The organism is Runella sp. SP2, from assembly GCF_003711225.1.
In the GTDB taxonomy this organism is placed as follows: Bacteria; Bacteroidota; Bacteroidia; order Cytophagales; family Spirosomataceae; genus Runella.
In genome coordinates, this window is sequence record NZ_CP031030.1 from 319,609 (window position 1) to 333,984 (window position 14,376).

Sequence of the window (14,376 nt, forward strand, 5' to 3'; positions counted from 1 at the left end):
TTTAGTCGAGGTTAAGAGGTGAAAAAATGGTTGAGTGGCAATGGCTAGGTATCGCTACCGCCTTCAATCATGCGGAGGATTTCGCGCAGTTCATCGGCGGAGACTTTGTCGTTTTGGGCAAAATACGAAACCAAGTTTTTGTACGAATTGTCAAAATAATTGTCAACCAACTTGCTGATAACGAATTGGTTTTGGTAAGACTCTTTTGACACCAGCGGATAATATTCGTAGGTATTTCCGTAGGTTCGATGCCCGATGTAGCCCTTCTCTTCGAGATTCCGAATGATGGTTGAGACGGTATTGTAGTGCAATGGCGGGTTGGTGAAAAACGGCATAAGGTCTTTCACAAAAGCACGTTCTACTTTCCAAAGCGCGTGCATAATTTCTTCTTCTTTGTTGGTTAGCTTTTCCATACTACAAATATAGTACTATAACTGTAGTTTGCAAACTATTTTTGTAGGATTTTTTTAACGTGCATTTTTAAACCATTTTTTGCAATTTTGGTTAAAAAATACGTGTACCAACATATATCACTGTTTAACTCATTCACCAATGAAAAAATTGATTCTCGTCGGAGCGATGTTTGCTATGCAGGCATTTGTTCAACGTCCAGTAGAGGCACCTATTCCATTGTGTCAAACCTCGCATGACATGGCAGCGTGGGCGGCTGATGCCAACTTTATGGCCATGCACGAAGCTCCCGAAACTTACCGTTATGCGGGCAAAGGGGAAACCATTAAGTTTTCGACACCTGATGGAAAAGAGGCGTCAGGCTTTTTGATTAAAGCACCTAAAAAGTCAGACAAATGGCTTTTTGTCTATCAAGAATGGTGGGGGCTCAACGACCACATCAAGCACGAAGCCGAGACGTTCTACAACGATTTGGGTGATGTAAACGTGTTGGCCTTGGATATGTACGACGGCCAAGTGGGTACAACTCCGCAAGAAGCGGGCAAAATCATGCAATCGGTACCCAAAGAGCGTTTGACGGCCATCATGCAAGGGGCATTGGCGCACGTTGGTAAAAAAGCCAAAATTGCGAGTGTAGGTTGGTGCTTCGGCGGTATGTTGTCGTTGCAGTCGGCGTTGTTGGAAGGCAAGCAAGCGGTAGGTTGCGTGATGTACTACGGTCGCCCTGAGCAGGATGTAGAAAAACTCAAAACGTTGAACGTGGACGTATTGGGTATTTTTGGAAAACAAGACAAAGCCCCTTCGCCCGAAATGGTAGAGCAGTTTGAGCAAAATATGAAGGCAGCGGGCAAGCAAGTAACCGTGAAAATGTACGACGCAGTACACGGTTTTGCGAACCCAAGTAACCCTAAACACGACGCAACGGCGACGGCTGATGCGTACAAGCACTCGATCGAGTATTTGAAGAAGAAGTTTAGCTAATACGCAGACTTTCAGAAAATCTTCTCTTTTGTCACCCCGACGTAAGGAGGGGGCTGTAGGCTCTTTTTTGTTGATATGGATTCCTCCTTGCGTCGGAATGACAAAGAATTACGTCGGAATGACAAAACAAGAATGACCTACATAAATACAAAGAAACGCTACTTGGAAGCCCCGAGTAGCGTTTTCTGTCATCAATTAGACCATTGAAGTTACTGTTTTAACAATTGTTTGCGTTTTTCGCGGCTGCTGTAAATCCATTCATAGACCGTAGGAAGGATGAGCAGCGATAATAAGGTAGCCGTGATAAGCCCACCGATGACGACAATCGCCAGCGGTTTTTGAGTTTCAGAGCCAATGCCTGTTGAAATAGCGGCAGGTAGCAAACCCAACGAAGCCATTAAGGCCGTCATCACAATGGGGCGTAGCATTGCCTTCGAGCCGTCTTTAATCGCCTCAATCAACGGCATTCCTGCTTTCAGGTTTTTGTGGTAATTGTTGATGAGAATAACCCCGTTTTGGGTCGCAATCCCGAACAGGGCAATAAACCCAACCCCCGCCGAAATACTAAAGTTGACTCCCGTCAGAAGCAGCGCCGCAATTCCGCCAATGAGCGCAAAAGGCACGTTGAGGAGCACCAGAATGGAGTCGAGGGCGTTGCCAAAGGATACAAACAAGATAAAGAAAATCAAAATCAAGCTGATGGGCACCACCAAGGCCAAGCGGTTTTGGGCGCGTTGTTGGTTTTCAAATTCCCCGTTCCACTTCATTTCGTAGCCTTTGGGCAATTTTACAACGGCATTTACTTTCTTTTGGGCTTCGGCAATGGTGCTTCCCAAGTCACGGCCTCGTACCGAAAACTTCACGGCAATAAAGCGGGCGTTGTCTTCGCGGTAGATAAAGGCAGGCCCAGCGACGTTTTCGATGCTTGCTATTTGTTTTAAAGGTATTTTTCCGCCGTTGAGGGTAGGTACTTGGAGTTGACCAATTTGCTCAATCGACGAACGGAACGGCTGATCATAGCGCAGGCGTAAATCAAATTTTCGTTCACCTTCATACACTTGGCTTACGGCTTTTCCGCCAATCGCCATTTCGATGACCGCATTGGCGTCGGCGGCATCAATGCCGTATTGGGCCATTTTATCAGGGTTGAGGGTAATGCGAAGTTCGGGTTGTCCCAAGTTACGGAACACGCCTAAATCTTCCACGCCAGGTACTTTTTTGAGGACATTGAAAACTTGCGTAATCTTTTTGTCTAATATATTGAGGTCATCTCCTTGCACTTTTACTGCTATCGACCCTTTTACCCCCGAAACTGCCTCGGCGACGTTGTCCGAAATAGGTTGCGAGAATCCGAAGTCCACGCCTTTGAAGCCTGCCAATTTTGCCTGCATTTCGGCTACCAACTGGTCTTTGGTGATGTTGCGTTTCCATTCGTTGGCAGGGTATAAGTCCACAAAAAACTCTTGGTTGAAAAAGCCCGTGGGGTCGGTACCGTCGTTGGGGCGACCTGTTTGGCTAATGACACCTCTTACTTCAGGGAACTGCTCAAACACTTGACGGAATTTACGCGTAAAGTGATAGCTGTCTTCGAGGCTGATACTGAGGGGCATACTCGCCCGAACGTAAATCGAGCCTTCGTTGAGCTGGGGTAAAAACTCAGAACCTACAAAGTGGAACGCGCCAAGTGCCAAACCGAGCGCCGTTACGCCCGCCACCATGGCCCGTTTGGGGTGACTCATAACAGCATCGAGTAAAGGAGCATAGGCTTTGTTGAGCCCCGTAATGATGGGGTTGTGACGTTCGCGGACGTTTTTGTTCAGCAAAATACTACTCAATACTGGCACAAACGTAAGGGCCAACAACAACGCACCCAACAAGGCAAAGCCAATCGTAAATGCCAATGGACTAAATAGCTTTCCTTCCACTTTTTGGAAAGAGAAAATAGGTAATAAGGCCGTGATAATGATGAGCTTAGACGTAAAAATAGATTTTCCCATTTCTACGGCTGTTTTGAGGATTCGGCTGAGTTTAGCCCGTTTGTTGAAACGCTCCATACCCTCTTTTTCGGCCCAATGTGCCAGCATTACAAACAGCCCTTCGACCATTACTACAGCCCCGTCGATGATGATACCAAAGTCGATGGCGCCGATAGAAAGTAGATTGGCGGTCATTCCTTTGACCCGCATTAAAATAAAGGCAAACAATAACGCCAACGGAATGATAAGCGCCACCGTAACAGTTGTACGCCAATCGGCCAAGAAAATCAAAAGAATCACCGTTACGAGTGTAATCCCCAACGCCACGTTTTCGCCCACGGTGTGCATGGTGTGGTTGTTGAGTTCGGTACGGTCGTAAAATACCTTGATTTTAACGTCTTGGGGCAATACTGTCGAGTTAAGATAAGCTACTTTTTCTTTGAGTTTGGGCAACACTTCGCCAGGGTTTTCCCCTTTTCGCATGAGTACGATGCCCTCCACCACATCGTCGTGAAAATCGCGACCAACAATGCCCAACTGTGGCAAATTTGAGGCACGAACCGTACTGATGTTTGAAATCCGAACGGGAACACCGTTGATGTTTTTGACGATGATTTTTTCAATGTCGGGTACGTCTTTTACGATACCAATCCCGCGCACTACAAAGGCTTGCTGTCCTTCTCGTATGATGTCGCCCCCTACGTTGACATTGGCGCGTTGGAGCGCACCATACACGTCGAGCGCGGTGAGGTTGTATTTGGTAAGTAAATTTGGGTTTACGCTTACTTCAAACGTACGCACACGTCCACCAAAGCTCACTACATCGGCTACGCCCTGTACGGCTGTGATGTTTTTCTGAATCACCCAATCTTGAATCGTCTTGAGTTCGGTCACCGATTTGGTGGGCGACGTAAGCGTGTAGCGGTAAATCTCGCCCGTAGGCCCTGCGGGAGGTTGAATTTCGGCGTTTACACCCTCGGGAAGATCCACGTTGGAGAGCTTTTGGCTGGCTTCCATGCGGGCGTTGAAGTTGTCAACCCCGTCCTCAAAAATGATTTTGATAAATGATAAACCAAACAAATTGACGCTACGAATGGCCGTACGGCGGCTGATGGAGTTCATTTCGGTTTCAATCGGAATCGAAATGAAACGTTCTACTTCTTCGGCACTCCGACCAGGCCATTGGGAGATAATCACGACCTCGGTATTGGTGACGTCGGGGTAGGCTTCGACGGGGGTATTGTAAAAACTTACCGCCCCCGCAATCACGACCAACAAGGTAACAAAAAAGACAATGCCCTTGTTTTTGAGTGAAAAGCCAATGATATTTTTGATGAATTTGTTCATGACTTAGTCGGTTAATTCATTGAATAACAAAAGCGCACCTTCGGTCACGACTTGGTCGCCGTCGCGGAGATTAGCTTTGATGTAGCTGTATTTGGAGGTACTTTTAATGACTTCTACGGGAACTGATTTATAATTTCCCTTGCCTTTGTCGAGAATGACAAAATAACGATCTTCGCTAAAAATGACCGATTTGGGGTTGACCGCCAACAGTTTTTCGGGTTTTTCGATGTGGAGTTTTACCGTACAAAACATATCGGGTTTGAGCAAACCTCCTGGGTTTTGAAGCACTACGCGCGCTTGAAGCACCTTGCTGTCGTTGTCGATGACTTGACTAATGTTATCAATACGGCCTTGAAACACGCGGTCGGGATAAGCAAGCGTGCTGATATTTACCTCCTGACCCACTTTGACGGCCTGAATGTCGGACTCATAAATGTTGATAAGCACCCACACGTCCGAAAGATTAGAAATCGTAAAAAGGCTATTTCCGTTGTCGGGGCGAATTTGCATATTGGGATTAATGTTGCGTTCCACAATATAGCCACTCACAGGCGCCGAAACGGTAAAAATAGGCTGGCTATTGGCCGAAGTACCACCGTACATTTTCAACACTTGGCTCGAACGTTCCAATTCCGATGAGGCGATTTCGAGTTGTTTACGGGCATTGACCAAGTCATTTTCTGACGAAAACTTGGTTTTATAGAGTTGCTCTACGTTATCGGCGTTGCGTTTGGCAATGTCGTAGTTCGATTTGGCGGTGTTATAATCCTTTACAAACTGGCTGACATCGGCGCTTTGAAGTTTGGCCAATACTTGCCCTTTTTTGACAAAAGCCCCCAATTCAGCATTGACATCTAGCACATTACCGCTCACCATCGGATAGACGCGGTCCACTTGTTTTTGGTCAAATGAGACTTGGCCCGTAAACTGTAGTTCTTGTTCGTAATTACGAAGTTGAACCGTATCGGTGCGAAACGCCGAACCCATATCTTTGGTCTTAGGCTCTTCGTTTTTTTGTTCGCTTTGGCACGAGACGAGAACGATAGCGGGTAGGCAGAGTACCCACAATAGTAACTTGGTTTTCATTGGATGGCAGAATTGAGAGTTAAAACACCTTCGCGTTGGTGACGTAGTTAAGTTGTTGTTGGGCCTGGTACAGGCGATTAGCACTGTCGATGAGCATCAATTGTGCGTCTTTATAGGCCCTAATTTTGTCAATAAAACTCACCAAATCAATCACCCGACGGGTGTAGTCTTCGGTGGCATTTTTAGAAATATCTTGGATACTTTGGAGGTATTCGGGAGTGATTTTGGCTTGTAATTGCGTGGCTTGGCTGTATTGTTGGTAGGCATTTACAACTTCTTGCTCTACCTGAATCCCCACGGCGTTGCGTCCTTCCTTCGCTTGGTCGATGCTCCAGCGTGCGGCTTGAATATTGCCTTGGTTCTTATTGCGGACAGGTAAGTCAATCAATGCTTGCACACCTACATAATTTGGGAAAGGCCCACCGACATGTTGGTAATCGGCACCTAAAGTAAGGTTAGGCGTGGCGAGGGCTTTTTGGTAGGTGAGGTTTTGTTGGTTATAGGTGATTTGTTGGTCGGCAAGTTGTAAATCGGGGCGTAATGTAAGGGCTTGGCTGACCAAATCGTTCAACGAACCCGCAGCTTTAGGCGTAGAAGCTTCATTAACGGGAATAATATACGTTGAACCATTGATGGACAACAATGTTCGCAACGTCGCTTCATCTTGACTGATTTGGGCTTGCAAATCGGTAAGGTCACTTTCCCAATTTTTTTGTTCCAATTCAAGACGCGTTACTTCATAAGGAGCAATGACCCCGAGTTTCAATTGCGCCCGAAATGCTTCTAAAAGCGAGGCAAGTTGTTGGCCTTGTAGTTGGAGCATGGTTAGTTTTTGTTGGTTGGCGGCCAAGTTGCCAAATGACTGCGCCAACTGAAATCGAACGTTTCGCATCAAGTCTTGAAAGGCAGATTGTTGAAGAGAAATGTTGGTTTCGGCCAGCTGAACGAGCTTACTTCTGAGTTTTACCAAACTGACGATTTGTTGCACTTGAACATTGACGACACCGCCCGTTGGGTTGTACAAATCATCGTTACGGCCGTAGGGGAGAAGTTTGTTGCTATATCCGTTGTAGAGATTGGTTTCTACAAACAAATTGGGGTTGTACCAAAGCTTGGCTTGTTCTTTGGCCGCTTCGGCTACGTTGACGTTGTATTTTTGAGCCAACAACACAAAGTTTTTTTGGATAAACTGTTGCTCGGCTTGGGGCAAAGAAAGTTGCAACGAGTCGGATTGGGCGTGAACGGGGCGTGCGCTTAAAGTCACCATCGTGATGGCAAAAAGCAATGGAACAATACGCATGGCTAGATTATAATGAATGAGTAATTAGACGTAGGCTGTTGATTTAACGCTCCAAAAGTGCTAGAGGGGTATTAAAGCCATTTTAAAGTCGTATTAAAAGCAAGTTAAAGTTGCTCTGTGTAGATTCTAAATCCAGGCATCGCCTTGATTTTGTAAGATATAGGGAAACATTTTAGCAGGGAGACCAACTTTTCCTTCATTAGAATTGTTACTCAAACACAAGGGTTTATGGACTCTTTGTTGTAATTTTGCAGACTTTTTCGGATGTATTACGAGAATTATTCTCGTCCTTACCTAGATAACAAACACGTATTATGCTTACAATCACGGATTTACAAGCGTCGGTTGACGACAAGGCGATTTTGAAAGGAATCAATTTGGAAATCAAAGCTGGCGAAGTCCATGCGATAATGGGGCCAAACGGCTCTGGTAAAAGTACTTTGGCCTCGGTTTTGGCGGGGCGAGAAGAATATGAAGTAACAGGCGGTAGCGTTGATTTTGACGGAGAAGATTTGCTTGAAATGTCGCCCGAAGAAAGAGCGGCTGCGGGTATTTTCTTAGCGTTTCAATATCCTGTAGAAATTCCAGGGGTAACGACTATCAACTTTCTCAAAACTGCGCTTAACGAAATCCGCAAATCGCGCGGAGAAGAGTCATTGGATGCAGCACAGTTTTTGAAATTGATGCGTGAAAAAGCCAAATTGGTAAACATCGACGACTCATTGTTGAAGCGTTCGTTGAACGAAGGTTTTTCGGGTGGTGAGAAAAAACGCAATGAGATTTTCCAAATGGCGATGTTGGAGCCAAAATTAGCGATTTTGGACGAGACAGATTCAGGATTGGATATCGACGCGCTTCGTATCGTGGCCGAAGGGGTAAACAAGTTGCGCTCGCCAGAAAACGCAGTTATCGTAGTGACGCACTACCAGCGTTTGCTCGACTACATTGTGCCTGATTACGTACACGTATTGTACAAAGGCCGTATCGTAAAATCAGGCCCTAAAGAATTGGCGCTTGAGTTGGAAGAAAAAGGATACGACTGGATCAAGGCAGAAGTAGCGGCAACGATGTAAATGAGTTACTAGTTAATGGTTGATTGGTTATTGATTTAGCTAATTAACAGTTGACAATTTTACAAAAACACTAATGAGCAATACCCTCAATAACGATTTAAAAGAACAACTCGTTGCCAATTTTCAAGCGACCGAAGGACGTCTTAATGGCGAAACCAAATCGGCGGTGCATCAGACGCGTCGGGCGGCAATGCAAAACTTTGAGACATTGGGCTTCCCAACTATCAAGCACGAGGAGTGGAAATATAGCAACGTCAGCAATTTAGTAAAGCAGGCGTTTGACTTTGGCGTCAAAACGGAGTTCGGGGAAAATGAACTTGCTGCCCTTTCAATCCCTAATTTGGAAGGAAACGTTTTGTACTTTATCAACGGCATTTATAATGCGGAACTGTCGAACATTGTTTCGCCTGAAAGCCAACTGCAAATTTTGAACTTTGGCCAAGCGGTAAAAGAAAATCCGACTTTGTTGGAAACGTATTTTGCCCAATACGCCAATTACCAAAACGAAGCTTTTACGGCCCTTAATACCGCTTTTGCCCACGATGGCGTTGTCATCAACGTGCCTGCGGGAAAAGTAGTAGAACAACCCATTATCTTGCGTTTTATTACCGATGCCCGTAGCATTAACGTAGCTTCACAGCCTCGTAACTTGGTGGTGGTTGGTAAAAATGCCGAAGTGAAAATCGCCGAAGCGTTCCGTACGATGGGTGAGAATGGGGCATTTACAAATACCGTGACCGAAATTGTGGTGGAAGAAAATGCCAATGTTCAATACTACAAAGTACAAAACGATACCGAAAAGTCGTATCATATTGGTACTACTCAAGTATGCCAAAAGCAAAATAGCCATTTCTACGCCGTAACGGTAACCATCAATGGTGGGTTTGTCAGAAACAACCTTAACATTGTGTTGGATGGCCAAAATTGTGAGGCGTTTATGTACGGTTTGTACTTCCCGAACGGAAAACAGCACGTAGATAATCACACACTTGTTGATCATGCAAAGCCAAACTCGTACAGCAATGAGTTGTACAAAGGGATTTTAAAAGATAAATCAACGGGTGTCTTCAACGGGAAGATTTTTGTGCGTGATGGGGCCAGCAAAACCAACGCGTACCAATCGTGCCGTAACGTGGTGCTTTCCGACGAGGCTATCATGAATACCAAGCCACAGTTGGAAATTTTTAACGATGACGTAAAGTGTTCGCACGGAACGACAACGGGGAAACTTAACGACGAAGCGTTGTTTTACATGCGCTCACGCGGGATTCCTAAAGCAGAAGCACAGACGTTGCTGATGTATGCTTTCTGCGAAGATGTGATTAGCCAAATCAAAATTGGAGCTATCAAAGAATACCTCGAAGGACTGATCGCTGAGAAATTGGCGCAGTAGTCAAGGTATTGATAAAAAACTAATTTGAGAAAATCCCTGCCACAAAGCAGGGATTTTTTGTTAGGTAACAGGGTTATTTTGAGCCTGTTTTTTGCTTTAATAAATGGCCATTCGAGGCCACCATACGTTAATCCTTCAAGCTATATCCCCGTGAAAATCGTTTTTTTAGATGCTCGCACGTTAGGAGAAATTCCTAACCTTGTTAAACTGTCTGAATTAGGAGAAGTTGTTTTTTACCCTGATACCCAACTCGACGAAGTTGCCTCGCGAATAGAGGGGGCCGAAGTTGTGATTACTAACAAAGTTAAAGTAGTTCGTCAATCGATGGAAAACTCGCCCTCGTTGAAGCTGATTTGTGTGGCGGCTACGGGAATGAACAACGTGGATTTGGTTGCCGCCAAGGAGTTGGGGATACAAATAAAGAACGTAAAAGGGTACTCGACCGACAGTGTGGCACAAGAAACCATGGCGTTGTTGTTGGCATTGCTCAACTCGACGGCTTACTACGATGCGTATGTTAAATCGGGGGAATATTCTAAAGAACGAATGTTTACGCACCTTGGTCGGCCTTATTGGGAGCTGCGAGGGAAACGTTTTGGAATTTTGGGGCTGGGAGAAATTGGCCGTCAAGTCGCGCAGATTGCAGCCGCGTTTGGTTGTGAAGTCGTGTACTATTCAGCGTCTGGGCAAACGTATGATGTACCGTATGCTTCCCTTTCGTTGGATGAATTTTTGGCGACGTGCGATGTGCTTTCGGTACATGCACCGCTCAACGAACATACCGATAACTTACTTACCTATGAGCGTATAGCCCAAATGAAGCCTACGGCTTTGTTGCTCAATACAAGTCGGGGTGGCATTGTAAATGAAGCAGATTTGGTACGAGCACTCGATGATGATTTGATTGCGGGGGCAGCCATTGATGTATTTACACAGGAACCGATCCCTGCGAGCCATCCTTATTTACAACTTAAAAACCCCGAAAAACTGCTGCTCGCCCCTCACATAGCTTGGTCGAGTATCGAAGCTAGAATTCGTCTTATGGATAAGGTTGCCGAGAATATTCAGAGGTATTTGGAAGGAAAATAAGGGATGTGGTTAGGGGGCTGCTTCTGCTCGTAAAATAGCCTCTATGTCTATTTTTTGCTGAGGAAGAATGTCCATAATTACTTGCCAGACAGCCCAAAGGTCAACACCCATGTAGTCGTGAATTAATTTGTCGCGCAGGCCTGCCATTCGTCGCCAAGGAACATGAGGATATTTGACTCTAAAGAAATCATCAATTTGTTTAGTAGCTTCGCCAATGACTTCGAAGTTTCTTAGCACTGCATCTTGAACAAGTTTATTTCTTAAAAAGGCGTCACTATCCATGCCTGTTGTATAATCAAGAATGGAGTTGATACAGGTCAAGATATGACCCACATAAATTAAAGGAGATTTACTCATAATAGTAAAAGTAAATCTTTTTCGATGTAAGGCCGTAGATTTGGTAACAGGGAAGGCTCTGTTACCAAATCTACTTTGATACCAAGGGCATCCGAAAGGTCCATTTCAAGCCCAATAATATCTAGTAAATTAACTGGTTGGGCAAATTTTACCAAAATATCAAGATCGCTATCAGGACGCTGTTCGTTACGAGCATAAGAGCCAAAAACTCCTACTAACGTCGGGTGAAAAGGACGTAAATAGTGTAAAATTTGCTGTTTTTGAGATGCTTGTAACATGTGGTATTTTTTACAAATATATCAACTTTACTTTATTCCTAATCCATCATACACTACTTGCATGATGGCCGTACGGACGTTGAGGGAGGATAGTTTGTTGTTGTCACGCGTTGGATAAACGCGGTTTGACAAAAATACGTAATTGAGGTTGTAAGCAGGGTCGTTCCAAATCATAATGCCTGTGAAACCTGTATGCCCGTAGCTTTGCGGACTGGCGCTTTTGGGCGCATTGCCGTTGTAAACGCGGCTAGGCTTGTCAAAACCAATTCCTCGGCGTGATTCTGGGAATTGATAGCGCGTAAATTCATCCATTGTTTTTTCTGAAATGAACGATTCGCCACCGTAGCTGCCTTTTTGGAGGAACAACTGTGTTACTTTCATCAAATCATTGGCATTGCCAAACAAGCCTGCGTGACCACTTACGCCATTCAACATGGCGGCTGCTTCGTCGTGTACGCGCCCGTGAACCAGCGTTTGGCGGAAAAATGTATCCCGTTCCGTCGGAGCAATTTGACTTAGTTTGTTGAAGCGAAGTGGGTTGAATGTAAGGCTACTGGCACCGATTTTCTGATAAACATTCGACTTCAAATAATCCTCAAATTCGACTCCCGTGAGGTTCTTCACCACTTGCGGATAAAGCATAAACGACAAGTCGGAATACACGTACTCTTTTTTCTCGTTGAGGGCTGAGTTTTTGAGCGAGGCAAACAGCTTATTATGGTATTTTTTATGTAACCAAAGGCTGTCCGTAATCTGTACCGTATAAGCGCCGTGGGCTTCTTTACCCCAGCGGAACGTCCGAGGCTTCCATTTGCCATTTGGCTTGCGGCAATCGCGCCAGAAGTTTATAAACGCTTTTAGCCCAGCTTGGTGGGTAAGCACTTGTCGCCAAACCAAATCAGCTTTGTTCGATTTTTTCAAGAACGGTAAGTAATCTTTCATTGTCCCGTCCAAGTTGAACTTACCTTCGCTGTGCAATTTGGCCAATGCAAGGGTAGAGGCAGCAATTTTGGTAACAGAAGCAAAATCATATAGCCCCCCAACCCCCAATGGGGGAGCTACTAATTCTCCCCCATTGGGGGTTGGGGGGCTGTAACTTTTCCGATAAAATACTTTGCCGTCTTTGGCCAATTGTACCACCATACTCGGCGCCGCCTTCAACGCGATGGCATTGTTGGCAATGGAGTCAATTTTGAAAGAAAGCCACTTGCTATCCAAGCCCACTTCCTCTGGAATGGTGTATTTTAGCCGACCGATGGCAGGCGTTTCGATACCTGCTCCGTACGGAAATTGGGTATTGACCGATACGGGAAGTTTTCCTTTGGCAGGAATAGCGCCGAATATCAATTGGGCCGACAATTCTTCCGTAAATGGCGTCAACTGATAGGCCATTACCAAACCTTTGGACTTGCCAATGTCTTGCAGTTTGTTGAGTGCATAGACATTTCCAAATACCGTGATGACCGAATTGCCGTTGGCCGCAAGTTCTTTTACCCAAGCTGCGGTGGTGGGCGTAATGCCGTAGTTGGTACCTGGGCGAATGTTGTTCAAATGCGCCCCTACCAGTACAATGTCGTAGCTTTTGAGCGCCGCCCGAATGCTACCTTGAATGCTGTCAGGCGTTTTTGGGTGAATAACGTAATGGTCGATGTTGGTATAAAGCGACAGCGTTTTTTGGAACGTGGTCAATTCTCCCGTAAAAGCCGTTTCGTTGCGCGTACCAAGGGCAATGACCCCATCTTTCGTAACGGTGGTAATGGCGGGTGCGTCGGTCAATGAAATAGAAGCAATACTTACTTTGTCTAAATCTTTGATAGGGAGGACGTTATCGTTGTTTTTGAGGACGGTCAGGGAATTTTCGGTCAATTGGCGATTGATAAGTTCTGATTGTTTATCGTTGATGTCTTCAATCAGGTTTTGGGTTTTAATGGGGGTAAACTTGTCGAGTCCTACCCATGCTTTTGCGGCCAATACTTTTTTTACCCGTGCGTCAATTTCCGCTTGAGAAATACGTCCTTCGGCCACGGCTTTTTTGATTTCCGCAATGGCCGCAGGGACATTGGGGCTAAATTCCAGCACATCCATGCCTGCTTCCAATCCTTTGGCATCGCCTAAGCCGTTCGGAAAATACTTCGTAAGCCCTTTCATGTTCATGGCGTCCGAATAAATCAGGCCGTTGAACTTGAGTTGGTCGCGGAGCAACCCTGTTACGATGGGTTTTGAAAGCGTAGAAGGTACGTTTTTGGCCGTATCTAATACTGGAATGGCCAAGTGTGCCATCATGATTCCGTCGGCACCTTGTTCAATCAATTTACGAAATGGATATAGCTCCACCGAGTCGAGGCGGGCGCGGTTATGAGGAATAACGGGCAGGTCGTAGTGTGAGTCCACGCCCGTATCGCCGTGTCCAGGAAAGTGCTTGAGCGAACTCAAAATGCCTCCGTCTTGCATTCCCTTCATGTAGGCGTAGCTTTTTTCGTAAACTTTCTGTGGGTTTTCGCCAAACGAACGGAAGTTAATGACAGGGTTGTTGGCGTTGTTATTGACATCGACCGAAGGTGCAAAATTGATGTGTACTCCCAAGCGGCGTTTTTGGGCGGCGAGGAGTTTTCCCATTTTATAAATCAGCTCGTCGTTGCCCTGAATCGCCCCCATCGTCATTTGGTATGGAAAACGTACCGAACTGTCGAGGCGCATGGCGAGTCCCCACTCCGAGTCCATAGCGACCAACAACGGTACTTTCGAAATCGACTGATAATAGTTCGTCAACTGTGCTTGCTGAACTGGCCCACCTTGGAAGAAGATTACTCCCCCTACTTTGTAATCTCTAATATACTTTGCTACCACACGCGGGTTGGTAAAAGTCGTATCAATAATCACACGGCTTGGGTTGTTGGGGTATCCGTGCGCCGCGACCATGATGAGTTGTGCAATGCGTTCGTCGGCGGTAAGGCTATTGAATACCGAGTCAACCCAACGTTGATTGGGGTTTTGGAGAAAGGGTGGGGTAGTTTGTTGCGCGAAACTGGTTTTTACCAATAAAAAAGCAAGAAAGAATAGGAACAGCAGGCGTTTCATGTGTGAA

The 14,376-nt window shown here is 45.6% G+C and carries 11 protein-coding genes; 4 read left to right on the forward strand and 7 right to left on the reverse strand.

Translation table 11 applies throughout. The features are described 5' to 3' along the window. Positions 1 to 44: 44 nt before the first annotated feature. Complete coding sequence (locus tag DTQ70_RS01315; protein WP_028527249.1) at positions 45 to 413, reverse strand: BlaI/MecI/CopY family transcriptional regulator; 369 nt, start codon at positions 411 to 413, stop codon at positions 45 to 47. A gap of 139 nt (positions 414 to 552) precedes the next feature. Here DTQ70_RS01315 and DTQ70_RS01320 point away from each other — a divergent pair, with 139 nt between their 5' ends. Next, on the forward strand, positions 553 to 1,392 hold the full coding sequence (locus tag DTQ70_RS01320; protein WP_122929134.1) for a dienelactone hydrolase family protein: 840 nt from the start codon (positions 553 to 555) through the stop codon (positions 1,390 to 1,392). A gap of 209 nt (positions 1,393 to 1,601) precedes the next feature. On the opposite strand, the gene DTQ70_RS01325 is transcribed toward DTQ70_RS01320, so the two are convergent. Genes DTQ70_RS01325 through DTQ70_RS01335 form a run of 3 tightly spaced genes read right to left on the reverse strand, consistent with a single transcriptional unit; the run spans position 1,602 to position 7,101 of the window. Next, positions 1,602 to 4,715, reverse strand: coding sequence for an efflux RND transporter permease subunit (locus DTQ70_RS01325; protein WP_122929135.1), 3,114 nt, complete (start codon positions 4,713 to 4,715; stop codon positions 1,602 to 1,604). A gap of 3 nt (positions 4,716 to 4,718) precedes the next feature. After that, the gene (locus DTQ70_RS01330) at positions 4,719 to 5,801 is read right to left on the reverse strand and encodes an efflux RND transporter periplasmic adaptor subunit (RefSeq protein ID WP_122929136.1); all 1,083 of its coding nucleotides are present in this window, start codon (positions 5,799 to 5,801) and stop codon (positions 4,719 to 4,721) included. Between the two features lie 19 nt (positions 5,802 to 5,820). Next, positions 5,821 to 7,101, reverse strand: coding sequence for a TolC family protein (locus tag DTQ70_RS01335; RefSeq protein WP_122929137.1), 1,281 nt, complete (start codon positions 7,099 to 7,101; stop codon positions 5,821 to 5,823). A 314-nt stretch (positions 7,102 to 7,415) separates the two neighbouring features. Between DTQ70_RS01335 and sufC the strand changes: the two genes are divergently transcribed. From sufC to DTQ70_RS01350, 3 genes are all read left to right on the forward strand, one after another. Continuing rightward, positions 7,416 to 8,174 carry a Fe-S cluster assembly ATPase SufC gene (gene sufC / locus DTQ70_RS01340; RefSeq protein ID WP_028527244.1) on the forward strand — a complete coding sequence of 253 codons (759 nt, stop codon included), beginning with the start codon at positions 7,416 to 7,418 and terminating at the stop codon, positions 8,172 to 8,174. Between the two features lie 73 nt (positions 8,175 to 8,247). Then, positions 8,248 to 9,567 carry a Fe-S cluster assembly protein SufD gene (gene sufD, locus DTQ70_RS01345; protein WP_122929138.1) on the forward strand — a complete coding sequence of 440 codons (1,320 nt, stop codon included), beginning with the start codon at positions 8,248 to 8,250 and terminating at the stop codon, positions 9,565 to 9,567. Between the two features lie 150 nt (positions 9,568 to 9,717). Further along, positions 9,718 to 10,656, forward strand: coding sequence for a D-2-hydroxyacid dehydrogenase (locus DTQ70_RS01350; protein ID WP_122934229.1), 939 nt, complete (start codon positions 9,718 to 9,720; stop codon positions 10,654 to 10,656). A 9-nt stretch (positions 10,657 to 10,665) separates the two neighbouring features. On the opposite strand, the gene DTQ70_RS01355 is transcribed toward DTQ70_RS01350, so the two are convergent. The 3 genes from DTQ70_RS01355 to DTQ70_RS01365 are packed head-to-tail and all read right to left on the reverse strand — an operon-like array spanning position 10,666 to position 14,369. Then, a complete protein-coding gene (locus tag DTQ70_RS01355) occupies positions 10,666 to 11,013 on the reverse strand; it encodes a DUF86 domain-containing protein (RefSeq protein WP_122929139.1) in 348 nt (115 codons plus the stop codon). Further along, complete coding sequence (locus DTQ70_RS01360) at positions 11,010 to 11,291, reverse strand: nucleotidyltransferase family protein (protein ID WP_122929140.1); 282 nt, start codon at positions 11,289 to 11,291, stop codon at positions 11,010 to 11,012. The genes DTQ70_RS01355 and DTQ70_RS01360 overlap by 4 nt, the downstream gene beginning before the upstream one ends. Positions 11,292 to 11,318: 27 nt before the next feature. Further along, positions 11,319 to 14,369 (reverse strand): glycoside hydrolase family 3 N-terminal domain-containing protein, encoded by a 3,051-nt coding sequence (locus DTQ70_RS01365; protein WP_122929141.1) that lies wholly within the window; start codon positions 14,367 to 14,369, stop codon positions 11,319 to 11,321. Between the last annotated feature and the right edge of the window lie 7 nt (positions 14,370 to 14,376).

Bases quoted from the DNA above. Each gene is read 5' to 3' on its own strand.
- DTQ70_RS01325 (WP_122929135.1), bottom strand. From the start codon at position 4,715: ATGAACAAATTCATCAAAAATATCATTGGCTTTTCACTCAAAAACAAG.
- DTQ70_RS01360 (WP_122929140.1), bottom strand. From the start codon at position 11,291: ATGTTACAAGCATCTCAAAAACAGCAAATTTTACACTATTTACGTCCT.
- DTQ70_RS01355 (WP_122929139.1), bottom strand. From the start codon at position 11,013: ATGAGTAAATCTCCTTTAATTTATGTGGGTCATATCTTGACCTGTATC.
- DTQ70_RS01320 (WP_122929134.1), top strand. From the start codon at position 553: ATGAAAAAATTGATTCTCGTCGGAGCGATGTTTGCTATGCAGGCATTT.
- DTQ70_RS01315 (WP_028527249.1), bottom strand. From the start codon at position 413: ATGGAAAAGCTAACCAACAAAGAAGAAGAAATTATGCACGCGCTTTGG.
- sufD (WP_122929138.1), top strand. From the start codon at position 8,248: ATGAGCAATACCCTCAATAACGATTTAAAAGAACAACTCGTTGCCAAT.
- DTQ70_RS01365 (WP_122929141.1), bottom strand. From the start codon at position 14,369: ATGAAACGCCTGCTGTTCCTATTCTTTCTTGCTTTTTTATTGGTAAAA.
- sufC (WP_028527244.1), top strand. From the start codon at position 7,416: ATGCTTACAATCACGGATTTACAAGCGTCGGTTGACGACAAGGCGATT.
- DTQ70_RS01335 (WP_122929137.1), bottom strand. From the start codon at position 7,101: ATGCGTATTGTTCCATTGCTTTTTGCCATCACGATGGTGACTTTAAGC.
- DTQ70_RS01330 (WP_122929136.1), bottom strand. From the start codon at position 5,801: ATGAAAACCAAGTTACTATTGTGGGTACTCTGCCTACCCGCTATCGTT.